Source organism: Protofrankia symbiont of Coriaria ruscifolia, assembly GCF_900634745.1.
GTDB lineage: Bacteria > Actinomycetota > Actinomycetes > Frankiales > Frankiaceae > Protofrankia > Protofrankia californiensis.
On record NZ_CAAAFR010000102.1, the window covers coordinates 1 to 22961 of the forward strand.

A 22961-nucleotide genomic window follows, 5' to 3' on the forward strand; every position below is an offset into this window, starting at 1 on the left:
TTCTGCTGGGCGCATCCCGTTCGCAGCCATCCACACAGATCATGATCTAAACGAGTTCGTTACCGTGCACGCTTTTCGGCCACATTAGCTTTCGGCGACATTAGCGTACGCATCGACAAACTCGTGCCGATCTTCCCGGTGTCTAGCGCTCATCAAGGCATGCGAAGTGCTCCGACGGCCGGGACGGTCGACCTGACGCGGCGCCGTCCGTCCGGACGCCTCCCGCGCCTGGCTGGGCCGGCCTGCGGAGCAGGCCCTGGTGAACCAGGCCATGCCTGGCGCGGCGCACCCAGAGGGCCGGTCGCTGACGCGCCGGCACGGAGGTCACGCTCGTGCACGCCGGTGAGGACGCTGTTGCCTGTGGCACGCGTTATGCGGACCTGCACGCTGTGCGCCTCGATGCCGGCGGTGCTCCCAAGGCTTCCAAGGCTCTCCAGACGTGCTGCTGGGGCGGCTTTCGCGGATGTGCCCGATGTGAGCGCAGTGGCGATGGAGACCGCGTGACTGATCGGGATGGCGTACCCGGCCCTCATCCCGGTTGGCAGGTACTCGTTGAACGCGGTCGCTGCCGTGTCCATCCCGATGACATCACCGGCCGCGCTGACCAGCGGACCGCCGGAGAATCCGGGCTTTATGGCAACGTCAGTCTTGATCAGTCCGGAAAGCTCTTCGGCGTTGCCGCCGTCGGGGTCGGTGGCGGTGATGCTCTGGTTGAGTGCTGTGATCCTGCCGGAAACGACCGCGGGCGATCCGCCGTCGGCGTTGCCGACGGCGGCGACGGAGTCACCGGCCCTGGCCTTCGAGGAGTCACCGATCGGAACCGTGGCAAGCCCGGAGGCACCCTGCAGCTGCAGCACCGCGACATCGTCGGTCGTGTTCGTCCCGACGACCGACGCCTGGTAGGAACGACCGCTGCTGGCGACGGTAACAGTGATGGTGGCGGCGTCCGCGATGACGTGGTTGTTGGTGAGTACCTCGCCGGAGGATTTCAGCACCATACCGGTGCCCGCCGCGGAGGCGTTCTGCGAGGCGAGTCTGGAAACAATGCTCACCACCCCCGGGAGCACCTTGTCGGCGGCGGCCGACAGCTGGGCGGAAACGGGGTTGGTGTTGGCGGCGGTAAAGGAACGCGGAATGGTAAAGGTCTGAATCGCCCGGTCGACGACTGGCGCGTCGGCGCCGTCACCCGGGCCGCCGATGACACTGGAGGCCGGGGTAACGGCGCCGATCACTATTGCCACGCATCCGACGACAGCGGTCCGCAGCCGTCGTTTTCGCGGCGCTGAACGCGGTATGGACCGCCGGGTACTCCTGATCGTTGCCGATCCTGGATCTGATCCTGGATCTGTCCGTCGTAGTTCGCAGGCGTCGGAACTCTCCTCACCCACTGTGACCTTCACCTACCCTGAGTTCGCCCTGATGGTCGACGTCCGTTGATCTAAGACAATCGCGTGGCAAACCTCGGGTAATCACGATCGCCGCGATGCGGGGCACATCACGCTCGGACCGGCCCTGTTCTGGATCCGGTATTCGTCACACCTGCGAGGAATCGGTTGCGGGAAGGCGGGGAAGGCAGGAAGGTGTCAGCCGGCTTCGGGCGCCGAGGCCGACGTCCTGGTCGGCAGACCCAGGTTGGTGATACTGGTAAGTCGTTCCGTAGCAGCGATCATCGGTTGGATGAGCAGGTTGACGCTCAAAAGGAAGCACAGCGTCCCGACACCGACCGGACCGCCGAGCAACCAGCCGGCAACCAGCAGCAGCGCCTCGAGGGATCCCTTCGACGCCCAGAACGGCCATCGCCAACGCCGAACCATTGTGATGGCGAGCAGGTCCATGGCACGGATACCAATCGCGCTCATGATGATGAGGGTCGAGCCGTAGGCGCACAGCACACCACCGACGAGCATCAGCCCGACTCGGTGGATATGGGTCTCCTCGGCGAGTTCGACGGCCAGCAGCAGGTCGATGATGCTGCCGCAGAGGAAGAACGTGATGAACGGCAAGACAACCGGCCTACACCGGTTCCACAGCGACCAGATGGTGATACAGACGAGCGCGACGGACGCCTGGCCGATCCCGATCGTTATCGAAATGTGCTCCTTGACGCCGAGCACGAATACGTCGAGCGGGTCCGTTCCCAGGTCGGAGACGATGAAGAACGTGGCACCGATCGAGAAGAAAATGCATCCGACCAGGTAGACGGTCAATCGTCCGGGATTCCATTCCGACCAGCGCGCATTGCTGAGGATTCTGCGTGCTGACAACCCCATGTTCGCCCTTTCTCGCCCATCTCGCGGAACCGGCCAGGCGAACGATAACTACGAAAATGATTGTCGGTGATCGCCGGAAGAATACATTTTCGTTAAGCATCCGTGACGAATTTTTCTCCGTAACAGATGCCTGGGTAAAGTATGGGCTTCGATTGCCGGCGGGTAACGTCCGGATTCGAACCGGACGAACCGAACCGGGGCGTAAGGTGCCGTGGGCGTTCTCGTGCGATCTCAACGGTCACCTATACCGTGGACCCCACCCTATCCGGCACCAGCAGCCGGCCTGCCAGGGGGTACGCAAGGATCCGGTGATCCCCCGCACCGTCCTGTCGCGGGGATCCCGCTGGCGGCTTCCCCGGGAGAGGCGAGAGAGAATCGGCTGGTAGCGATCCCTGCTGGAGGTGAGACTGGCCCCGTGATGGAGCTGGACGGCGCACCGCTCGACATTAATGATCTTGCTGCACTGGCGCTGACGAACTACGGCCACTTCACGACGATGCGTATCGATCACCAACGGGTGCGCGGGCTGTCACTGCATCTGAAGCGGTTGGCCCACGATTGTCGGCTGCTCTTCGATGCCGACCTGGACGTCGACAGGATCCGACATCTCGCCCGCCGGGCGGTCGCGGGGGGCACAGCTTCCTGCATGGTCCGGATAACTGTCTTCGACCCGGCGCTCGAGGTAGGGCATCCAGGTGTCGCGGCACAACCGCACGTCCTGGTGACCACCCGGCCGGCACCCGCCCTCCCGTTGCCGCCGCTGCGCGTCCAGTCGGTCGCTTACAGCCGGAACATGCCGGCGGTCAAACACGTGGGCCTTTTCGACACGCTGCGCTACCGTCGTGCCGCGCAACTCAACGGCTTCGACGACGTGCTCTTCACCGATGCCGCTTCTTTCGTCTCGGAGGGCGCCACCTGGAACATCGGCTTCTTCGACGGTAACCAGGTGATCTGGCCCGATGCGGACTGTCTGCTCGGAGTGACCGTGGAGTTGCTCCGGCGGACGCACGAGCGCGCGGTCACCGCACCGGTCGACCGTGCGGCGCTCCTCGGTATGCAGGCCGCGTTCGCCACCAACACGGCTGTCGGCGTACGCGCGATCGCCGCGGTCGACGACCGGGAACTGGCAAACGATCATCCGATCGTCGAGACTCTCCGCAGGGAATATCTCGACATTCCCGGAGAACCACTGTGACGGCATCGGTGTGACGGCATCGGGTCGCCGGCGCCCGGCCGAGAGGGTCCGGGGCCAGATGCTGTCGCTATGGGCTGCCGCTATGCGGACGCCGCTATTCGGACGCGGCGCGCCGCAGCGAGTTCTTCCGGCTCTGGATGACCTCGTCGATGAGGCCGTACTCGCACGCCTCGGTCGCGTCGAGAATCTTGTCGCGTTCGACGTCCCGGCGGATCTGTTCGGTGCTCCGGTTGGTGTGCCGGGCAAGTATCGTCTCCAGCAGCGCCCGCATCCGCAGGATCTCACGGGCGTGAATTTCCAGATCGCTCGACTGCCCCTCGCTCTGGCTGGACGGCTGGTCGATCAGTATCCGGCTGTTGCTGAGGGCGAGCCGTTTGCCGGGAGTTCCGGCCGCGAGCAGGATGGCCGCCCCGGACACGGCCTGCCCGAGACAGAGGGTCTGTATGTCGGGCCGGACGAACTGCATCGTGTCGTAGATCGCCATCAGCGCGGTGAACGAGCCACCCGGGGAGTTGATGTAGAGCGAGATGTCCCGGTCTGCGTCCTCGCCTTCGAGATAGAGCAGCTGCGCCATGATGTCGTTCGCGGAAATATCGTCGATCTGGGTCCCCAGGAAGATGATGCGTTCCTTCAGCAGCTTGGAATAGGGATCCATCCCGTATTCGCCGCGGGAGGTGCGCTCAATGATGTTGGGTAGGACGTAACGGTTCACAACGGTGCGTGTCATGTGCTTCTCTCTCGATTCGGATGAGCGGTTCGCGACCGGAACAACTGGAACGGACATACCCGTCCGGTCAGCAGGACCGGGTCGGGTGACGGGTGGGCGGGGCATGTCGGTGTCACCCGCCGAAGAAGGCCCGCCATTGTTCGACGGAACGGGGACGGAACACCGCGTTACCGCTGCGCACCGTCGACATCGGCGCGCTGGGCTGCGCCGAGTAGAAGTGACCGGGGTAGACGATGGTGTCGTCAGGCAGCGCGGCCAGCTGCCGCAGGCTCGCGTACATGGCGTCGGGGTCGCCGCCGGGGAAATCGGTACGTCCGCAGCCTTCCAGGAAAAGCGTGTCGCCGGCGACCAGCCGGTCGCCGTCCACCAGGAAGCACTGGCTGCCCGGGGTGTGCCCGGGGGTGTGCAGCAGCCGGACGGGCACGGCACCGACGTCGAGCACGTCGTCGTGATCGTGGCCCACGAGGTCGGTCGCCGACACCCCGGTGGTACGCCGTACCCACTCGCTCTCGTCCTGGTGCACGTGTACCGGGACCTGCGTACGGGCGAGCAGCTCCGGCAGGCCCGGCAGGGCGAAACCGAACATCTCGCCGCCGACGTGATCGGGATGGTGATGGGTGACCAGGACGCCGGTGAGGCGCATCTCATCGGCGGCAAGCACCGAGAGAAGATCGTCGACAGCGTACGCCGGGTCGACCACCACCGCGTCCCGGGTCTCCTGGTCGCCGATCAGGTACGTGAAGTTGACCATCTGAGTCGCTACCGGATCATTGACCGCGTAGTCACGCCCGGACAGCAACTGGCGAAAGTACAGACGGTTGACCATCGGCCCAGACTACGGCGGCAGCCGGCACAGCGAGGTCGGCCATCCGAGACTGTCATGCGGGGATCTGCGGGAGCCCCGATGGGAGATCCTCTCGGGCCACCTGACTCCGGACGGGGGGTTGGGCGTATCTCGTCACCGTCATCGACCGCCGTTCACGCAAAATGATCATCTGGTTCATTGTGCGGCCTGCTTCCTGGTGCCGCTCACACGGGCGGGGCCGATGAATTCAGCGGGACATCGAGGTCGATGCGACGGAAGTCGAAAGAGGAAGGGGCCGAGCTCCCCGTGTTCGAATCGGACGATCTTACTCGTCACGGCTTGGGGTGGCGGCGAAGCCGCTATTCCCGTGGTAAAGCTGTTGCAGGTCGATGAGTTGGATGGTGCGGTCGTCAGCGGCGGCATCGTGGAGTTCGGGGTGAAACCCGCGCCGCTGAAACACAGCAGGCGCGGGACGCCGCCGCTGGTGGTGCGGGTTGTTCTGGTGTGGAGCAGGCTGCGGATGTGGTCGAGGCGCTGGAGGTGGCTGATTCCCATGGTCTCGTTCCATTTGGCCTTGCCGAGGGCGAGCAGGGTTTCGCGTTCGGAGTCGTGGTGGCCGAAGACCGCGAAGTCAATCTCGTGGCTGGTCCTGGCGGCCGGGTCGTGGACGGTACCGGCGGCGACGCGGGAGGGGTGGCCGCCGTGGGTGTCGGGGCTGGCGTGCCAGCGGGCCCAGGCACGGCAGAGGTCCTCGACGACGCCCACGGTCAGCCGGCCGAGCCGGCCTTGCGTGCTGGGCCCGAACGCCCTGATCTACCGGTCATACCGGTCATACCGGTCATACGGTCGTACCGGGGAGACTGTCACGCACGGTCCCGCGAGGGCCGGGAGGCGAAACTCCTCTCGGCTACTCGGCTACTCGGCTACTCGGCTACTCGGCTACTCGGCTACTCGGCTACTCGGCTACTCGGCTCTGGGGGAGTGAGGGCGCGGCCGGCGGAACGGCGAATCGTGTAGCCGGGGTTCCCGCTGATCGGGAGCGAAGCGAACGATCAGCGGGGAGGCGAAGTGATCGGTGAGGAGGCTGGCGTCCGTCATGTCCTTGCGGGGAGGTTGCCCTCGGTGATCCAAGCGGCGGCTGCGGAGCCGATGATGTCACTGCTCTTGATCCAGGCAAAGTGGTCGCGGACGGTCACTCCGGATCCCTCTTCGATATGCCAGCGGGTGACCTGGGCGTTGCCGATTTTGCCGCACAGAAAGTCGACATTGGAACGCGGACCGAGCGGGTCGCCCTCCAGTGAGATCACCAGTACCGGCAGGTCGAACGTACGTAGTGCCGCGTCATAGTCACGCTTCGTGCCATGTGGCTGGTATCGTCCGTTTCGTGCATGCCGGGCCCAGTCGGTCATCACGCCGGCTGCCATAGGCGCGGCGATCACCATGCCGCCCGGCCAATACCCACGGATCCGGGACACCAGGCCGATGATCTGCCCCTTCCAGAACGCGCTGAGCCGATGCCGGGGGATAAAGGACCGCCAATAGACGCTGCCGGTCGCAATCACGCAGACTCCGGCGATCTCCTTCGGCGCCGAAGCCGCGTACAACAGCGCGAGCTGACCGCCGAGGCTGTGCCCGAACAGGTATACAGGCGCCAGCGGCAGCCGCGCTCGGAGCGCCGCGAGGATCGCCGGAAGATCCACCTCCAGGAGCTCGCGATAGCCGAATGTGGGTTGCTCACGAAGGCCCGGTGTGCTTTCCCCCTGGGCCCGAAGATCGCAGGTGGTGACGGACAGGCCAACGGCAAATAGCGCTTTTGCCAACGGCCGGTAAAACTTTGCCTTCATCCCCATGGCCGGCAGGATCAGCACAACCGGGACGGTTGGGTCGTTGTGCTCAAGCAGCCGAATCACAAAGGTCACGTTGTCGTCGGTCGTGACGTGAATCGCTTCCGGCGTGGCCAGCTCCGAGGGCTGCCCGGCCGGGTCATCGGCGGTGGCGTTACCGTCGGTCCAACGTACGGACATCTAAGCCTCTCATCATGGTAGAACCGACAGTCCTGCCGCGGCTGGCCGCAACGATAGACAGGATGCACCGGGGTTCCGGCGGATGCTGGGAGGTCGATACGACGCGGTCAGCGCCTCCGGTCCGCCTCCGACCAAATGCCGTTCGCCGTCGAGGCCACGTGCCGGCATAGTTGTTCAGACGAGACACCACCGTGACTTACGATCAGGTGCTTCATCCCGCGCAGGTTCACGTTTCGTACGGTAGGCGATTGAAGTCGGGTCCACAACCCGACAGGCAAAAACCGATAACACGATTGCCACTTCGTACCGGTCCAGCACGGCCGCCGGACAGAGCCGGGGACCCGTCGAGGATGCCAGGTGATCGCTTACCGGGCGTTCGACGTCGAACCGGTCGGGGTCCGGATAGTGCTCGGGATCACGGTTGACGGCGGGCGGCAGCACCAGCATGGCGATACTCGGCGTGACCTCCGCTGGTCTCGTTCCACTTGGCCTTGCCGAGGGCGAGCAGGGTTTCGCGTTCGGAGTCGTGGTGGCCGAAGAGCGCGAAGTCAATCTCGTGGCTGGTCGGGTTGCGTTATACGGACAGCCAGTCGCACCATGCGGTGAGGCCGGCGCCGGTGCGGGAGCTGATTTCCAGGGTGGTCACGCCGGGGTTGACGTCGGTGAGGTTGCGGTGGAAAAGCTCGAGGTCGAAGTCCAGGTGGGGTAGCAGGTCCATCTTGTTGATCAGAACGAGGTCGGCGGACCGGAACATGATCGGGTATTTCAGCGGCTTCTCCTCGCCTTCGGTGACCGAGAAAATCATCGCCCGCCGGTGTTCGCCGACGTCGAACTCGGCCGGACAGACCAGATTGCCGACGTTTTCGATGACGACGAGGTCGAGGAGATCCAGGCGCAGGCGTCCGATCGCTGAACGGATCATGGCGGCGTCGAGATGACATTCGCCGCCGAAACCCTGCCCGGTGTTGACCAGCGACACCACCGCGCCCAGCCCGGCGAGCCGGTCGGCGTCGATGCTGGTCTCGATGTCGCCCTCGATCACCCCGACCCGCAGCGTGGAGCACAACCGGCGGAGGGTTTCCTGGAGCAGGGTCGTTTTACCGGCGCCCGGTGCGGACATCAGGTTGACGACATGCGTCCCGGCGGCGTCGAAGTCACTACGGTTCGCGGCGGCGAGCCGGTCGTTCTCGCCGAGGATCGCGGCCAGCACCTCGACGCGCTGCGCCCCGGTCTCGTACCCGGAATGATCGCCAACCCCGCGCTGGCCGGCGCCGGCCGCCACGACGCCGTTGCCGGCGCGCGCATTGCCGTCATGGGAGTTGCCGTCATGACGCTCATGGTCAGGGCGGGGCCCATGGTCAGAATAAGGCTCGTGGCCACGCTGGGGGTGGTCGTTCTGGGCGTGGTGTTCGTGGTCGTGCGGGGTGCGGTCGGCGTGCCAGTGGAATCGGCCCATACTGATCCTCCTCCTCCGGTTCGCGGTGTCGATGGAATCAGCCTGTGGCGGCTCACGCCTCCGCGAGTTCCAGGGAAGTGATCAGAAACTCCTCGCCCCGCACCACCGACACGCTGCGACCGCCGCACTGCCCACACAGCAGGACTGGCGCGGTGAGCGTCTGCATATGACCGCAGTCGGTGCAGCGGATCTGCGCCGGCACACTCTCGATCCGTAGCTGAGAGCGGTCCAGGGCGGTGCCTTCGCTGACCAGCGACCAGCAGTGGACGAGGGTGTCCGGCACGATCTGCCGTAGTTGTCCGATCTGTATGTATACGGTCTGTACCGGACGGTCACCGGCGTGCTCGGCGACGACGCCGGCGATGGCGCGGCAGATCGACAGCTCGTGCACAGTGAGTCCCCTCTGCGGGTCCGTCCGACTTGGCTGATTCGTCCGGTCTGCGGGTCCGTCCGGTCTGTTGGTTCATCCGGTCTGTTGGTCCGTCCGGTTCCGTGGGTCCGTATGGCGGGACGGGCTTCAGCGTTCGGCGTCCGTGGTCGACATCGGTGGTCGGCATCAGTGTTGACCATCCGGATCGTGCCTGCCGGTGGGTTCCGGCAGTGGAGCGGGCGTGAGCTCGGCAACTTTGTGATCAATGGAATGGTCCTGGAGCGCAACAGGTAGAAGATCGACACGGAATGGACGGAACGGATGGAGGAGCCCGGTGACGCAGCTCCCCGAGGAACCCGCCAGCGGCATCACAACGTCGCGGTGTGAGCTTCTCCTGGTGGGCTGCGGCAACGTCCTGCGTCGCGACGACGGCGTCGGCCCAGTCCTCATCCGGCATCTGTGGGAACGGGGCGTCCCCGACGGGGTGCAGATCGTCGACGGTGGTACCGCCGGGATGGACGTGGCGTTCCGGATGCGCGGGGCCCGCCGGGTGGTCATCATCGACGCCGCTCGGACCGGCGCGCAGCCGGGCACGATCTATCGCGTACCCGGTCCCGAGCTGGCCGATCTCCCGCCGCTGGAAGGCCTGCACACCCATGCCTTCCGCTGGGACCACGCGCTGGCACTCGCCAACTGGCTGGAGGGCCAAAGGCGGCGCGATCATGTTTCTTTCGCGCGGCCGGAGGGCCAGGTTCCGGGGTCACTGGAGGCGGACGCCTACCCCGACGATGTCACGGTGTTCCTCATCGAGGCCGAGTGCGTCGATGCGGGCTGGGAGCTGTCAGCGGCGGTGCGCCACGCCATGGAGGAGGTCATCGTCCTGATCGAACGGGACTTCCTGGCCGGGTTCCGTCGCGCTGGGGCGGCTGGTCCTCACCCGGGGTCATGCGCATGACAGCGGCTGGCATCCATCCTGTAGCCATCGGTCACTCCGAGGCCGTGGAACGGCTGCGGGTGACGGTCGAGGGCGTTGTGCAGGGGGTTGGATTCCGGCCCTTCGTCCACCGGCTCGCCGTTGCCCTCGGTGTCGACGGTTTCGTCGGCAACGACCCCGGCTCGGTGTTCATCGAGGTCCAGGGCACACCGGTAGTGGTCACGGAGTTCCTGCGGCGGCTGCGCAGCGACGCACCGCTCCCGGCCTGTATCACGACTCTGCGGGCGGAAGTCGTTGCGCCGGCAACCGGAGAGCCCGGCTTTCGCATCGTGGCCAGTCGCGGTGGCGGCGAGGGCGTCCGTACCTTCGTCCCCGCGGACATGGCAGTGTGCGACGACTGCATAGGTGAGCTGTTCGACCCGGCCGACCGCCGCTATCGCCATCCGTTCATCACCTGCACCACTTGCGGTCCCCGGTTCACCATCATCCGGTCGCTGCCCTACGACCGGGCGGCCACCACCATGTCAGGTTTCCCGATGTGCCCGGCCTGCACGGCCGAGTACCACGACGGAGCCGACCGCCGTTTCCACGCCCAGCCGGTGTGCTGCCCGGATTGCGGGCCGCAGTTGACCTTCGTGCCTTTCGTGCGTGGACGCCGCACCGCGACCGGGCCGGACGAGGCCCTGGCCGCGGCCCACCGGGCGCTGGCCGACGGTCTGGTCGTCGCGGTGAAGGGGATCGGTGGCTACCACCTGGCCTGCCGGGCTGACAGTCCGGCGGCGGTGCGTCTGCTGCGCGAGCGCAAGGCGCGGGCGGGCAAGGCGTTCGCGGTGATGGCCCGCGACTTTGCGGTGGCCGGGCGGCTTGCCGAGATCGACCCGGCCGAGGCCGCGGTACTGGGCAGCCCGGCCCGTCCGATCGTGCTGCTGCGGCGCCGGCCGGACGCCCCCGTCGTCGCGGACGTGGCGCCGGGCAACCCGCTGATCGGTGTACTGCTGCCCTACTCGCCGCTGCACCACCTCCTGTTCGCCCAGGTGCCCGGCATGGCCGTCCCGGTTCCCGAATTCATGGTGCTGACCAGCGCCAACCTGGCCGACGAGCCGATCTGCTTCGACGACACCGACGCCCGGAGCCGGCTGCCGGCGCTGGCCGACGCGATGCTCACCCACGACCGGCCGATCCAGGTGCCCTGCGACGATTCGGTGGTCCGTGTCGTCGACGGCCGTGAACTGCCGATCCGCCGGTCCCGCGGCTACGCACCGCTTCCGGTCGACCTCGGCGGGGCGGTGTTCCCTGTCGACCTCGGCCAGGTGGCGCCTGCGGGCAGCCTCGATCGGGGGGCGCTTCCGGGCGGCCGAGGTCGACCGGGTGAGGCGATCCTGGCTGTCGGCGGCGAGCTGAAGAACACCTTCTGCGTCACCGAGGGTGAGCGCGCATTCTGTTCGGCTCATGTAGGCAACATGGGCAGCCTGGAGACGCTGCGCGCCTTCGAGCGATCGGTCGACCACCTCACCGCTCTGCACGCCGTGCGGCCGGTACGACTGGTCGCCGACGCTCATCCGGGGTACTCGACCCGTGGCTGGGCCGAGCGCCACGCCGGTGACCGGCCGCCGCTGCTCGTCCAACACCACCACGCGCATGTGGCCTCTCTGCTCGCCGAGCACGGCAGGCTGGGCGAGCCGATTGTCGGGGTGGCGTTCGACGGCACCGGTTACGGCACCGACAGTGCCGTCTGGGGCGGTGAGGTGCTGCTCCTCGGATCGGACAGTCACCGCTTCACCCGTGCCGGCCATCTGCGCGAGGTGCGGCTGCCCGGTGGGGACGCGGCCGTACGCAACCCGTGCCGGATGGCGCTGTCCCATCTGGACGCGGCCGGCATCCCGTGGGAACCCGACCTTCCCGCGGTGGCCACGTGCGAGCCCGCTGAGCTGCGGGCGGTGCGTTCCCAGCTCGACAGCGGCATCGGCTGTGTCGGCTGCACCAGCATGGGACGACTTTTCGACGCCGTGTCCTCCCTGCTCGGCGTCTGTCACCGCATCGGTTACGAGGGCCAGGCGGCGATCGAGCTTGAGGCGCTCGCCGCCACGGCCGTCGGCGCATCATCACCGTCGCTGGTGCCATCTCCGGCATCACCGCTGCGGCTGCCGGTTGGTGCGGACGGCGTGCTTGATCCGGCCCCGCTGCTGCACGCCCTGGTGGCCGGGCTGCGCGGGGGCACACCGGTTGCGGTGCTGGCCGCGGCGTTCCACGAAGCGGTGGCCGACGCGGTCGCCGACGTGGTGACGCAGGTCGGCCGGGAGCGGGGCGTCCGGCTGGCCGGTCTCACCGGCGGGGTGTTCCAGAACGTGCTGCTGTTGCGCGCCTGCCGGGATCGGCTGCGCGCCGCCGGATTCGAGACGCTCATCCACCGCGTGGTGCCGCCCAACGACGGCGGGCTGGCGCTCGGGCAGGCGGCGATCGCGGTGCTGTGCATGAACGACGAGGAGACGTGACCATGTGTCTGGGGATTCCGGGCAGGATCGTCGAGGTCTGGGACGAGAGCGGGACCAGGATGGCCCATGTCGCCTTCCCCGGCGAGACGCGGAAGGTGTGCCTGGCCTACCTTCCCGATCTCGGAGTCGACGACTACACCATGGTGCACGCCGGTTTTGCCCTGACCCGGCTCGACAAGGAGTCGGCGCTGCTCACCTTGGACGTGATGCGCGAGTACGAGCTGATCGACGATACTGTTACGGGCTGTGACACCGTGACGGGCTGTTCCGGGGGAACCGAGGGAGCACGATGAGCACCCCGGTGATCGCCGACGGTATGGGCGACGGGAGCCTGGCCGATGATCTTGACGCTGATCTCGCGGTCGCTTCGCTCGCGTTGGCTCGATGTTTCGCCGATGGCGCCACCCTGTGGTGCGTGTCGCCGTCGTGGGCGCCGCACGCCCACCATGTCGCCGTCGAGTTCGTCCACCCGGCCGTCGTCGGCAAACCGGCGCTGCCCGCGGTGGCCGTGACCGGTCCGGATCCCGTCGCCATGATCCGCCTGGCGGCCCGGCCCGGTGACGTGGTCCTCGCCGTGGCCGCCGCCGGTGACCCGGTGGTGCGCTCCGTGATGCGCCGGGCGCCGGCGTGGGGGACGGGAACGGTATGGATCGGTAACGGTACGCGACCGCCAGCCGGTGCGGCCGATCACGTGCTGTGGGTGGACGACCCGGATCCGCTGCTGCCGGTAACCGGCCGCTTTGTACTTCTCTACCACCTGCTGTGGGAACTGACCCACGTCTGCCTCGAGCACACCGGTCTGCTCCGCCCGTCCGAGCAGGGGCGCACCGGCGGGACGTGCGGCATCTGCGCCGACGAAGGCAGGCTCGGCGAGGTGATCACATCCCGGGGGTCGGCCGACGGCCGGGCGCTGGTACGTACCGCCACGGGGGAGGAGCTCGTGAATATCCTGCTGGTCGAGCCGGTGGCCGCGGGCGACCTGCTGCTCGTCCACGCCGGAACGGCGATCACCCGTCTTGACCGGGACGGTGCGTGATGGCCACCGAGAACACCGCGTTCCTCTACCCGTTCCTCCACGTCCAGGAGGGCAGCGGTCACCAGAGCAACGGCCGTCAGAGCGATGGCCACCATGGGAACGATCATCAGGGCGGTGGTCGGGAGGATGGCGATCGGGAGGAGGCGCTGGGAGCGCTGCTGGCCGAACTCGGCGCCTCGGCGCGGGCGAAGGCCCGCCAGAGCGTGGAGCTGCAGCGCTCGACGCTGCGGGAATGCGCCGGGCAGATCGCGGCCGCCGCGGCGGCGATGGCTCAGTGTTTCACCCAAGGTGGACGTATGTACACCTTCGGCAATGGCGGCAGCTCGACCGATGCCGCCACACTGGCCGATCTGTTCTCCCGTCCGCCATCTGGACGTCCACTGCCGTCCTGGTCGCTGGCCGAGGACCAGGCGGTGGTCACCGCACTCGGCAACGACGTCGGTTTCGACCTGGTGTTCTCCCGGCAGCTCATCGCGTACGCCGGCCGGAGCGACATCGCGGTGGCGCTGTCGACCAGCGGCGACTCGCCCGATCTCCTGGCGGGGCTGGCCGAGGCCGGACGCCGCGGTGCGCTCACCGTCGGCTTCGCCGGATACGACGGTGGCCGGTTCGCCGTCGACGGTGTAGTCGATTTCTGCTTCGTGGTCCGCTCACAGAGCGTGCACCGGATCCAGGAGTCGCACGCGCTGCTCGGTTACCAGCTGTGGGGCGTGACGCAGCAGCACCTGACCGCGCATCCGGACGCGCACCTGGCCGCGGGGGAGCGACCCCGATGACCGTCGCGGACCGAACGGACCGAACGGACCGAACGGACCGAACGGACCGGGCGGACCGCAAGGACGAGGTCCTGGAGCGGATCGAGGCGTTCCGGCGCCGCCGGCCGCGGCTGCTCGGCGAGGTCGTGACCTCGGCGCACGGGGCCGGCGGGAGCGCGTCGGCGGCGTTGGTCGACACGGTCTTCGTCGACGCCTTCCGCAATCCCGCGCTCGAGGTACTCGGCGACGGCGCGATCCTGCCGTTGCCGTCGGGGGAGTCGCTGGCGTTCAGCACCGACTCCTTCGTCGTCAGGCCGCTGCGCTTCCCGGGCGGTTCGATCGGTCACCTGGCGGTGCACGGCACCGTCAACGATCTGGCGATGACGGGGGCACGGCCGTTGTGGCTGTCCGCGGCATTCGTGATCGAGGAGGGTTTCCCGATCGACGAGCTGCGCCGCATCGCCGGGGACATGGCCGATGCGGCGCAGGCCGCGGGGGTGCGGGTGGTGACCGGAGACACCAAGGTCGTCGACACCGGCGCCGCGGATGGACTGATCGTCACGACTGCCGGTGTGGGGCTCGTACCGGCCGGCCGGCAGCTGTCCGCGCATCGGGTGCGGCCGGGGGACCAGGTGCTGCTGTCCGGCACGATCGGCGAACACGGGATGGCGGTCATGCTCGCCCGGGGCAACCTGGCGATCGAGGCCGACATCCGATCGGACACCGCGGCGGTCAACGCCCTGGTGGACGAGCTGTTGGCCGCGGCGCCGTCGACGCGATGGCTGCGCGACCCCACCCGGGGCGGGGTGGGGACGGTCTGCAACGAGCTGGCTCGGGACAGTGGCCTCGGTGTTCTGCTCGACGAGCGCTGCCTGCCGGTGCGGCCCGAGGTGCACGGCGCCTGCGAGCTGCTCGGCATCGACCCGATCCACGTCGCCAACGAGGGCAAGTTCCTCGCGGTGGTGCCGCCCGAGCAGACCCCGGCGGCGCTGGCCGCATTGCAGAAGCATCCGCAGGGACGGCTGGCCGCGGTCATCGGGGAGATCACCGAGCAGCCGGCCGGGACCGTCGCGATGCGTACCGCCCTGGGGGGCACCCGGATCGTGGACATGCTGGTCGGCGACCCGTTGCCCCGCATCTGCTGACCGCATCTGCTGACCGCATCTGCTGACCCGCGTCCACCGACCGCGTCCACCGACCGCGTCCACCGACCGCGTCCACCGACCCGGCGAGGAGCACGCCGTGATCATCCGACGCCCGTGGTGACACGCCGATGCCCGTGGCGACGCGCGGCGACACACGGAGGCTGTAAAGGAGGCCGTACATGTGCCTGGGGATTCCCGGCCAGCTCGTCGAGATCGTCGACGCCGACCAGCACCTCGCGAAGGTCGACGTCAGCGGGGTACGGCGGACGATCAGCATCCGGCTGGTCGCCGAGGAAGGTCCGCGGGTCGGTGACTGGGTGCTGGTGCATGTCGGGTTCGCCATGGCGAAGATCGACGAGGTTGAGGCGATGCGCACGCTCGAGGCGGTGGAGAAGTTGGGGCAGGCCTATCTCGACGAGGTCGAGGCGTTCGGATCGTCACCGTCGCCGTAGCCGCCGTGCAGATCACCTCGGCCCGCGGTACGTCACCGGTCCGTCGATTGCCACCGTCCCACCGGCTGTTACCGGTTCGTTGACCGTCGCCGGCCCGTGGGCCGTCACCAGAAGGAGGACCCGATGCGCTTCATCGATGAGTTCCGCGATCCCGCGGCCGCGCGCGCGCTGGTGGCCGCCATCGCGGACCTGGCCGGGTCGGACACCTACAAGTTCATGGAGGTGTGCGGCGGCCACACCCACACCATCTACCGCCACGGCATCCAACACCTGCTGCCCGAGTCGGTGGAGCTGGTGCACGGACCGGGCTGCCCGGTGTGCGTGATACCGATGGGCCGGGTCGACGACGCCATGTGGCTGGCCGAGCGGCCGGATGTCATCCTCACGTCGTTCGGCGACATGATGCGGGTGCCGGGTGGTCGCGGAAGCCTCATGGAGGCCAAGGCACGCGGGGCGGACGTCCGGTTCGTGTACTCGCCGTTGGACGCGCTGGGTGTGGCCCTGGACAACCCGGACAAGCACGTCGTGTTCTTCGCGGTCGGTTTCGAGACCACCGCTCCCTCCACCGCGGTGACGCTGGTCCGGGCCAGCGAGCTGGGTCTGACCAACTTCAGCGTGTTCTGCAACCACGTCACGATCGTCCCGCCGCTGCGAGCGATCCTGCAGTCACCCGACCTGCGGTTGTCCGGCTTCCTCGGCCCCGGCCATGTCTCGACCGTGGTGGGCAACCGGCCGTATCGCTTCGTCCCCGAGGCCCACGGCAAACCGATCGTGGTAGCCGGTTTCGAGCCGCTGGACATTCTCGCCGGGGTCGCGATGCTGCTCAGACAGATCCGGCAGGGACGCTGTGAGGTCGAGAACCAGTACGGCCGTGTGGTGCGGGAAGAGGGTAATCCTCAGGCACTGGCACTGATGGCGCGTGTGTTCGAACTACGGCCCCATTTCGAATGGCGTGGGCTGGGCTTCATCTCGCAGAGCGCACTCAAGCTCAACGACGACTTCGCGCAGTTCGACGCCGAGCAGCGGTTCGACATGCCCGGCATCCGGGTCGCCGACCCCAAGGCATGCCAGTGCGGGGAGGTCCTCAAGGGTGTCATCAAGCCGTGGGAATGCAAGGTGTTCGGCACCGCCTGCACGCCGCAGACCCCGATCGGCACATGCATGGTCTCCTCGGAGGGGGCCTGCGCGGCCTACTACAATTTCGGACGGATGGCCCTCAGATGACCCGGGAGTTCGGGCCTCCGGCAGCGCGAAAAGAATATGATCGCGGTGCCTTTGGCCCTCAGGTGACCCAGGCGGAGGGGGAGGGGGCACGGCTGTTCGCCCGTTACGCCTATGCGCCGAACAAGCTCGGTTACTGCGGCCCGGCTGATTCACAGACGCTGCTGGAGTACGGCGCTACCGGGGTCATGACGGGCGATCCCCGGTCGCTGGCCCGTGGCTTCCACGGAGCCTGGCCGTACCTGCAGATCCTGGCCCGGCTTGCCGGCATCGACGACCCGCTCGACCGCCGGGTGGTCGAGGCGTACTGGCTCGGTGGCGGTGTGTCGGACGCGGTCGATCCACGCGAGTTCGGCGCGGCGCTGCTGGCCAGGATCACCCCGCAGGCCGGGCAGTACTGGAAGCACCTCACCCCGGAGATCCTTGACGAGGCCGCGCCGAACCACTGCTTCCACGTCCTCGGGGTCTATCCGTGGTCCCGGCTGCTGGACTCGCCGCACTCCGCCCAGCCACTGCACGTGCTGGACAGCTGCCGGATCCGGTGGGGACGGGTAATGGCGCGCGCCGGCGACCACCGCGACGGCGACCACATTGTGGTGCGCAGCCAGTGCCTGACCTGGGAGGACGGCAGGCTCGGGCTGTCCGGACCCCGGTCACAGCGGGTCGCGCTCGTTGTCGACGGCGTCAGCTTCGTCCCCGACGTGCAGCCGGGGGAACGAGTCGCCCTGCACTGGGACTGGGTCAGCGGCCGGCTGACCGACGAGCAGGCCGGGACGCTGCGCCGGACCACACTGGCCCAGCTCCAGGCCACCAACCGCCGGCTGGCGCACGTCCAGGAAGCAAGGTAGACGACCTGCCCGGCGTTCGGCCGCTTCCACAAGCCGATCATTCCAAGGGCTCGGCCATGTGGCGGAACTGCCGAGTCTGTTCAGATCCAGCCCTGGGAGCGGGCGAGGTGCACGGCCTCATGGCGGTTGGCGGCGCCGAGCTTGGTGGTGGCCGAGGACAGGTAGTTGCGTACCGTCCCCAGGGAGGGCGTCGCGCGTTTGGCAATCTCTTCGAGCGGAGAGCCGCCGGCTGCGAGGGTGAGGACGTCAGCCTCTCGCGGCGTCAGTGGGCTGTCTCCGGCGCTGATGGCCTCGGCGGCGAGTTCTGGATCGACGTACCGCCCGCCTCGGTGGACGGTACGGATGACGTCGGCGAGGACCTGCGCCGACACGGTCTTCGGCAGGAAGCCACGGGCGCCCGCGGCGAGGGCCCGTTTGAGATGTCCGGGGCGTCCGTGGCTGGTCACGATGAGGCTTGCGCATCCGGGTAGTTCGGTGCGCAGCTGGTCCGTGACCGCGATCCCGTCGGCGCCGGGCATCTGCAGGTCGAGTACGGCTATGTCGGGACGGTGCAGCCGGGCCATTGCCAGCGCCTCGTCGCCGGACGCAGCCTGCGCCACGACATCGATGTCGTCTTCCATCGCGAGCAGTGCCGCCAGCGCGCAGCGGATGAGGTTCTCGTCGTCCGCGAGCAGGAGCCGGATCATGAGGTCGACTTCGCTGTTGCCGGGGGAGCTTCCTGGACGGCCGGAAGCGATGCCTCGACGAGGAAGCAGCCATCCGGCCCTGATGCATGATCGCCAGTCGGTCGGCCAGCTCACCGGCCTCCTCCAGGTAGTGCGTTGTCAGAAGCACGGTGGTACCGGATGCCACCGTCTCGCCGATCAGCGACCACACCCTTCGACGGTGCTCCGGGTCCAGGCCGGTGGTGGGCTCGTCGAGGAACAGGACCTCGGGACAGCCCATGATCGCCAGTGCGAGCTCGAGGCAGCGGCGTTCCCCGCCGGAGAGCTGCTTGATCTCGGCGCTGGCGCGGTGGCGGAGGCTCACCAGCTCCAGCGCCTCCTCGACCGGTCGCGGCAAGGTCAGCGTCCCGGCCCACATCCGGGCGGCCTCGGCGACGGTGAGACCGGACGGCAGGCCGCTCTCCTGCAGCATGATCCCGATCCGTGGCCGGACGAAACGCCGCGCACGGTAGGGATCACTACCGAGTACGCGCACGGACCCGGAGGTGGGCGGCGCGAGGCCCTCGAGCACCTCAACGGTCGAGGTCTTCCCGGCACCGTTGGTCCCGAGCAGCGCGAACAGCTCGCCGCGGAGTACCGCGAGGTCCACCCCACGGACCGCGGCGAAGCCACCCCCACGCGGTCCGCCGTAGCGGCGCCAAAGCCCCTTGACGTCGATGACATGTGTGTCTGTGTCGTCCATGTGAACCATGGTCCGGCTCGCTGGGCGCACACAGTGGTGCCCGGCGTCACCAATCCACGTGACCGACTCACAGCGCTGCCATGACGTTTGTCATGGCAGCAGAGGAATGCTCAGGCTGCCACCGAGGAGGATTCGAGGGGAGGCGTCACACCGTACGCGGATGATGGTCGCTGGCGGCAGCTGCGCTGCCGCGTTCATCCCGGCCCCGCGGCTGCCGAACCACGCGTTCGAACCAGCCGGTGCATCTCGTCCCGCGGCCTGGACGGATACGGCAACGCGGTTACTTGACGGCGTCCTTCACCCGGTCGACAAGCGACGCGAAGGGGCCGACCGCCCACTGGGCCGTCGTGGAGCCGGCCACCGCGGGGTGGGGATGGGTCGGGGCGATCTTCTCGGCCGTCCGGAGCCGCCGGCCCATGCGCTGGAGCTGTTCCTCGGCGCGTGCCGGGCGTAGGGCGGGGAACTCCTCCTGCTCCTCGTGCTCGGCGTGCTCCAGCACGGCCCGCTCGAACTGCGCGAGCCGGGCGTCGAACTCAACGCCGCTGACGTCCATCTTCTCCAGCTCGGCCAGCACGCGGTTGGCTGCCTCCTCCTCGTGGTTGCGCGCATCGGAGACCTCGGCCCCGGCCACGTCCCGCGTGACCGGCCGCAGGACCATCTCCTCCCCGGTCTCGTGCACCGCGAGCAGTGCCCGCAGCTCGTCGAACGCCTGCTGCTTGTGTTCACCCTCCGCGGTCTTCAGGTCCGCGAACAGATCACGGATGCGGGCGTGCTGCTCCAGCAGAATGCCCACGACGTCGTCCTGTGGAAGCCGCGCGGCCTGGGCGCGTTCTTCGTCGGCCTTGCTCATCGTGACTGTCCCTTCCTCGTCGGCGGTCCGCTCCGCGGCGGTGTCCTAAGTCGGGGTGCCCAGGACCGACCACGGGTGAAACTGCGAACCGACCACGACCTCACGCGAAGGCCTGCTGAGAAGCGGATCCGGCATCAGCGTCTTTTCCGGCAACAGGGTCATCCCGGCGCGAGGGCGCCTCCCCGGGCCCGGACCCGGACTCGGACCCGGCGCCGGTCACCGGCCTGGGATCAGTGGATTGGCGGTGCCAGGGGCTAACCTCGGAGCTGCTGATCCCAGCCTGCGAGGGGCCGCCTTGGACACACCGACGCTGACGGCCCGCCGGGACGCAGACGGGGACGCGGCCCAGCGTAACGCGGCTGGTCATCGTGCTCTGGTCGGGCAGTTGCGCGGACGGTCGGCACAGGCCGCGCTGGGTGGTCCGGCGCGGTTGCGGCGTCGCCATGTCGCCCGGGGGAAGCTGCTGTCCCGGGACCGGGTGGACGGGCTGCTCGACCGCGGCAGCCCCTTTCTTGCGCTGTTCCCGCTGGCCGCGGGATGAAGATGGAGCACGTGGTGGCGGCCCCGCACGCCGGCCTGGTCAAGGAGGTCATCGTCCGTACCGGGGATCAGGTCGCTTTCGACCGGCTGCTCGCGGTGGTCGAACCCGTGGACCCGCCGGCCGGGCAGACCCGGTGAAACCGGCGGAGCCGGGGAGCGTGCAGCCGAGGGCCGGTGCAGAGGAGGGGTTCGGATGCCTGACACCCGGTTGACCGAGGAGCAGGAGTCCCTGCGCAAGACGGTGGAGGCGTTCGCCCGGGAGGTGGTGGCGCCGGTGGCCGCCGCGTACGACGAGGCGAGGACCTTCCCCTACCCGGTCGTCGCGGGGATGGCGGAGATGGGCCTGTTCGGGCTGCCGTTCCCCGAGTCCTACGGCGGGCAGGGCGCGGACTACTTCGCCCTGTGCCTGGCGATCGAGGAGCTTGCGCGGGTGGACTCCAGCGTGGCCATCACATTGGAGGCCGCGGTCGGGCTCGGCGCCATGCCGATCCACCGCTTCGGCAGCGAGGCGCAGAAGCAGCAGTGGCTGCCGCTGCTGGCCGCTGGCCAGGCGCTCGGGGCCTTCGGGCTCACCGAGCCCGGCGCGGGCAGCGACGCCGGCGGCACCCGCACCACCGCCCGGCTCGAGGACGGCCAGTGGGTCGTCAACGGCTCGAAGGCGTTCATCACCAACTCGGGTACGGACATCACCCTGCTGGTCACGGTCACCGCGGTCACCGCGGTCACCGGGCGGACCGCGGCCGGCGGCAAGGAGATCTCGTCCATTCTGGTGCCGGTGCCCACGCCGGGCTTCACGGCCGGGCCGGCCTACTCGAAGGTCGGCTGGCATGCTTCGGACACCCATCCGCTGACCTTCGACGATGTCCGGGTGCCGGAGGAGAATCTTCTCGGCGAACGGGGACGCGGCTATGCCAACTTCCTCCAGATCCTGGATGAGGGCCGCATCGCCATCTCCGCGCTGGCGGTGGGCCTGGCGCAGGGATGCGTGGACGAGAGCGTGAAATACGCCCGGGAGCGGGAGGCGTTCGGCCGTCCGATCGGGCAGAACCAGGCCATCGCCTTCAAGATTGCTGAAATGGAGGCGCGGGCGTACGTCGCCCGTACCGCCTATTACGACGCGGCCGCGAAAATGCTCGCCGGGCGGTCGTTCAAGAAGGAGGCGGCGATGGCGAAACTGTTCGCCTCGGACGCCGCGGTCACCAACGCCCGGGAGGCGACCCAGATTTACGGTGGCTACGGTTTCATGAACGAGTATCCCGTCGCCCGCCACTGGCGGGACGCGAAGATCCTGGAGATCGGCGAGGGCACCAGCGAAGTCCAGAAGATTCTCATCGCCCGAGAACTCGGTCTGTGAACGGACACGGCGGGGCGGGCGCTCCGGTACCGGTGGCGATGTCTTGCTACCGGGTGCTCCCCGCCGGACCTTCCGCTCGCTGCCGGGCGCCGGATGGCGGGCTGCTCGGCGTCTCTGTCGCGGTACTGCTGTTGTGCCGCGCTGGCTCTGGTCTAGACTAAGTCCATGACTAAGTTTGCTATCCAAGTCGGCGTGCATGAAGCGAAGACGCGGTTGTCCGAGCTTCTGCGCGCTGTGGCTGGAGGCCAGGAGGTCGACATCCTGCGTAGTGGTAAGCCGGTAGCCAAGATCGTCCCGTTTGCTCCTCGGGGCGTGCGCGAGATCGGTTTCGACGAGGGGCGGTTCACCGTCCCCGACGACTTCGACGCCCCGCTGCCCGACGACATCGAGGACAGCTTCTACCGGTGAGCCGTTACCTGCTCGACACGCAGGTATGGCTCTGGTTGCTTGCCGAGCCGCGGCGCCTGCGTGACGACACCCGTGACCTGCTGACCGATACCGCGAACGAGGTCCTGCTGTCCGCCGCCAGCGGCTGGGAGATCTCGATCAAATACCGGTTGGGCAAGCTGGTTCTTCCCGAACCGCCGCGTAGTTATGTGCCGGACCGGATGCGGCGCACGGGCATGACTCCGCTTGCGGTCGAGCATGACCATGTGCTGCGCGTGGCGGAGCTGCCGGACCATCACCGGGATCCCTTCGATCGGCTCCTGGTCGCGCAGGCGCAGGCGTTGGACGTACCGCTGGTCACCGCGGACGGCCAACTTTCGGCCTACGAGGTGAAGACGCTGCCCGCCTGACGTCCCAGCCGCATGTCACTGTGTCCACCGCGTTGGACTGAGTATGGGTTAGGTCGAACTTACGTGATCTTTGTTGCGGAAAGGGGCTGTGATGCGATGAAGGAGCGGAGCCTCCTCGTCCAGTGACGATGGCAACAACCCCCGGCCTACCCGGGGGCCGTCACCAAGGACCGGAGGCCCCGCTCCTTCAGGGATGACCTGCGGTTTTATGGGGACGCCCTGAAAGTTCGTGTCTACAGGCCCTCGACTTCGACGGGGCGTGACCACGAACCGGCTGATCTCT

The 22961-nt window shown here is 67.9% G+C and carries 24 protein-coding genes and 2 pseudogenes; 15 read left to right on the plus strand and 11 right to left on the minus strand.

All coding sequences use genetic code 11. The features are described 5' to 3' along the window. Positions 1–152 precede the first annotated feature (152 nt). Together CV1CTNOD_RS13005 and CV1CTNOD_RS13010 are read right to left on the minus strand one after the other, a co-directional pair. Entirely contained in the window at positions 153–1232 is a 1080-nt protein-coding gene (locus CV1CTNOD_RS13005; protein ID WP_207386408.1) for a S1C family serine protease, read from the minus strand. A gap of 351 nt (positions 1233–1583) precedes the next feature. Beyond that, positions 1584–2270 (minus strand): YczE/YyaS/YitT family protein, encoded by a 687-nt coding sequence (locus CV1CTNOD_RS13010; RefSeq protein ID WP_131786377.1) that lies wholly within the window; start codon positions 2268–2270, stop codon positions 1584–1586. A gap of 418 nt (positions 2271–2688) precedes the next feature. Here CV1CTNOD_RS13010 and CV1CTNOD_RS13015 point away from each other — a divergent pair, with 418 nt between their 5' ends. Continuing rightward, positions 2689–3465: an aminotransferase class IV family protein gene (locus tag CV1CTNOD_RS13015; RefSeq protein ID WP_242606657.1), complete on the plus strand. Its 777-nt coding sequence runs from the start codon at positions 2689–2691 to the stop codon at positions 3463–3465. Positions 3466–3559: 94 nt separating this feature from the next. On the opposite strand, the gene CV1CTNOD_RS13020 is transcribed toward CV1CTNOD_RS13015, so the two are convergent. From CV1CTNOD_RS13020 to CV1CTNOD_RS13050, 6 genes are all read right to left on the minus strand, one after another. Beyond that, complete coding sequence (locus tag CV1CTNOD_RS13020) at positions 3560–4192, minus strand: ATP-dependent Clp protease proteolytic subunit (protein WP_131786379.1); 633 nt, start codon at positions 4190–4192, stop codon at positions 3560–3562. Between the two features lie 112 nt (positions 4193–4304). Then, positions 4305–5018, minus strand: coding sequence for an MBL fold metallo-hydrolase (locus CV1CTNOD_RS13025; protein WP_131786380.1), 714 nt, complete (start codon positions 5016–5018; stop codon positions 4305–4307). A 174-nt stretch (positions 5019–5192) separates the two neighbouring features. Next, on the minus strand, positions 5193–5762 hold the full coding sequence (locus tag CV1CTNOD_RS13030; RefSeq protein WP_131786381.1) for a hypothetical protein: 570 nt from the start codon (positions 5760–5762) through the stop codon (positions 5193–5195). Between the two features lie 329 nt (positions 5763–6091). Beyond that, complete coding sequence (locus tag CV1CTNOD_RS13035) at positions 6092–6865, minus strand: alpha/beta hydrolase family protein (RefSeq protein WP_347402932.1); 774 nt, start codon at positions 6863–6865, stop codon at positions 6092–6094. 730 nt (positions 6866–7595) lie between these two features. Then, positions 7596–8477: a hydrogenase nickel incorporation protein HypB gene (gene hypB, locus CV1CTNOD_RS13045; protein ID WP_131786384.1), complete on the minus strand. Its 882-nt coding sequence runs from the start codon at positions 8475–8477 to the stop codon at positions 7596–7598. 52 nt (positions 8478–8529) lie between these two features. Beyond that, entirely contained in the window at positions 8530–8868 is a 339-nt protein-coding gene (locus CV1CTNOD_RS13050; RefSeq protein ID WP_131786385.1) for a hydrogenase maturation nickel metallochaperone HypA, read from the minus strand. Between the two features lie 313 nt (positions 8869–9181). On the opposite strand from CV1CTNOD_RS13050, the gene CV1CTNOD_RS13055 reads away from it, so the two are divergent. The 9 genes from CV1CTNOD_RS13055 to CV1CTNOD_RS13095 all read left to right on the plus strand — a co-directional run bounded on the left by CV1CTNOD_RS13055 (position 9182) and on the right by CV1CTNOD_RS13095 (position 17730). Beyond that, a complete protein-coding gene (locus CV1CTNOD_RS13055; RefSeq protein WP_242606652.1) occupies positions 9182–9802 on the plus strand; it encodes a hydrogenase maturation protease in 621 nt (206 codons plus the stop codon). Then, a complete protein-coding gene (locus CV1CTNOD_RS13060; protein WP_131786386.1) occupies positions 9799–12273 on the plus strand; it encodes a carbamoyltransferase HypF in 2475 nt (824 codons plus the stop codon). Before CV1CTNOD_RS13055 ends, CV1CTNOD_RS13060 begins: the two co-directional genes overlap by 4 nt. Before the next feature lie 2 nt (positions 12274–12275). After that, positions 12276–12566 carry a HypC/HybG/HupF family hydrogenase formation chaperone gene (locus tag CV1CTNOD_RS13065; RefSeq protein ID WP_131786421.1) on the plus strand — a complete coding sequence of 97 codons (291 nt, stop codon included), beginning with the start codon at positions 12276–12278 and terminating at the stop codon, positions 12564–12566. After that, positions 12563–13309, plus strand: a complete 747-nt coding sequence (locus CV1CTNOD_RS13070) for a HypC/HybG/HupF family hydrogenase formation chaperone (protein ID WP_131786387.1) — start codon at positions 12563–12565, stop codon at positions 13307–13309. The genes CV1CTNOD_RS13065 and CV1CTNOD_RS13070 overlap by 4 nt, the downstream gene beginning before the upstream one ends. After that, complete coding sequence (locus tag CV1CTNOD_RS13075; protein WP_131786388.1) at positions 13309–14085, plus strand: D-sedoheptulose-7-phosphate isomerase; 777 nt, start codon at positions 13309–13311, stop codon at positions 14083–14085. The genes CV1CTNOD_RS13070 and CV1CTNOD_RS13075 overlap by 1 nt, the downstream gene beginning before the upstream one ends. After that, positions 14082–15209, plus strand: a complete 1128-nt coding sequence (hypE, locus tag CV1CTNOD_RS13080; protein WP_131786389.1) for a hydrogenase expression/formation protein HypE — start codon at positions 14082–14084, stop codon at positions 15207–15209. Before CV1CTNOD_RS13075 ends, hypE begins: the two co-directional genes overlap by 4 nt. Positions 15210–15388: 179 nt before the next feature. Beyond that, positions 15389–15661 (plus strand): HypC/HybG/HupF family hydrogenase formation chaperone, encoded by a 273-nt coding sequence (locus CV1CTNOD_RS13085; protein ID WP_131786390.1) that lies wholly within the window; start codon positions 15389–15391, stop codon positions 15659–15661. Positions 15662–15784: 123 nt separating this feature from the next. Continuing rightward, on the plus strand, positions 15785–16885 hold the full coding sequence (hypD, locus tag CV1CTNOD_RS13090) for a hydrogenase formation protein HypD (protein ID WP_131786391.1): 1101 nt from the start codon (positions 15785–15787) through the stop codon (positions 16883–16885). Positions 16886–16947: 62 nt separating this feature from the next. Then, positions 16948–17730 carry a DUF6390 family protein gene (locus tag CV1CTNOD_RS13095; RefSeq protein WP_131786392.1) on the plus strand — a complete coding sequence of 261 codons (783 nt, stop codon included), beginning with the start codon at positions 16948–16950 and terminating at the stop codon, positions 17728–17730. A gap of 80 nt (positions 17731–17810) precedes the next feature. Here the strand turns inward: CV1CTNOD_RS13095 and CV1CTNOD_RS13100 are convergent, their stop codons facing one another. The 3 genes and pseudogenes from CV1CTNOD_RS13100 to CV1CTNOD_RS13110 form a co-directional block, all read right to left on the minus strand. Continuing rightward, positions 17811–18416 (minus strand): response regulator, encoded by a 606-nt coding sequence (locus tag CV1CTNOD_RS13100; protein WP_131786422.1) that lies wholly within the window; start codon positions 18414–18416, stop codon positions 17811–17813. Continuing rightward, positions 18328–19146 (minus strand): annotated as a pseudogene (locus CV1CTNOD_RS13105) (ABC transporter ATP-binding protein); the annotation flags it as partial. The gene CV1CTNOD_RS13100 and the pseudogene CV1CTNOD_RS13105, both read right to left, overlap by 89 nt. Positions 19147–19417: 271 nt before the next feature. Then, entirely contained in the window at positions 19418–19987 is a 570-nt protein-coding gene (locus CV1CTNOD_RS13110; RefSeq protein WP_131786393.1) for a hemerythrin domain-containing protein, read from the minus strand. A 295-nt stretch (positions 19988–20282) separates the two neighbouring features. Between CV1CTNOD_RS13110 and CV1CTNOD_RS26615 the strand changes: the two are divergent. From CV1CTNOD_RS26615 to CV1CTNOD_RS13135, 5 genes and pseudogenes are all read left to right on the plus strand, one after another. Continuing rightward, positions 20283–20522 (plus strand): annotated as a pseudogene (locus tag CV1CTNOD_RS26615) (methylcrotonoyl-CoA carboxylase); the annotation flags it as partial. Between the two features lie 20 nt (positions 20523–20542). Next, entirely contained in the window at positions 20543–20665 is a 123-nt protein-coding gene (locus CV1CTNOD_RS13120) for a hypothetical protein (protein ID WP_347402934.1), read from the plus strand. 55 nt (positions 20666–20720) lie between these two features. Then, on the plus strand, positions 20721–21881 hold the full coding sequence (locus tag CV1CTNOD_RS13125) for an acyl-CoA dehydrogenase family protein (protein WP_131786395.1): 1161 nt from the start codon (positions 20721–20723) through the stop codon (positions 21879–21881). Between the two features lie 165 nt (positions 21882–22046). Continuing rightward, entirely contained in the window at positions 22047–22289 is a 243-nt protein-coding gene (locus CV1CTNOD_RS13130) for a type II toxin-antitoxin system Phd/YefM family antitoxin (protein ID WP_131786396.1), read from the plus strand. Then, entirely contained in the window at positions 22286–22678 is a 393-nt protein-coding gene (locus CV1CTNOD_RS13135; protein WP_131786397.1) for a type II toxin-antitoxin system VapC family toxin, read from the plus strand. Before CV1CTNOD_RS13130 ends, CV1CTNOD_RS13135 begins: the two co-directional genes overlap by 4 nt. Positions 22679–22961: the final 283 nt, after the last annotated feature.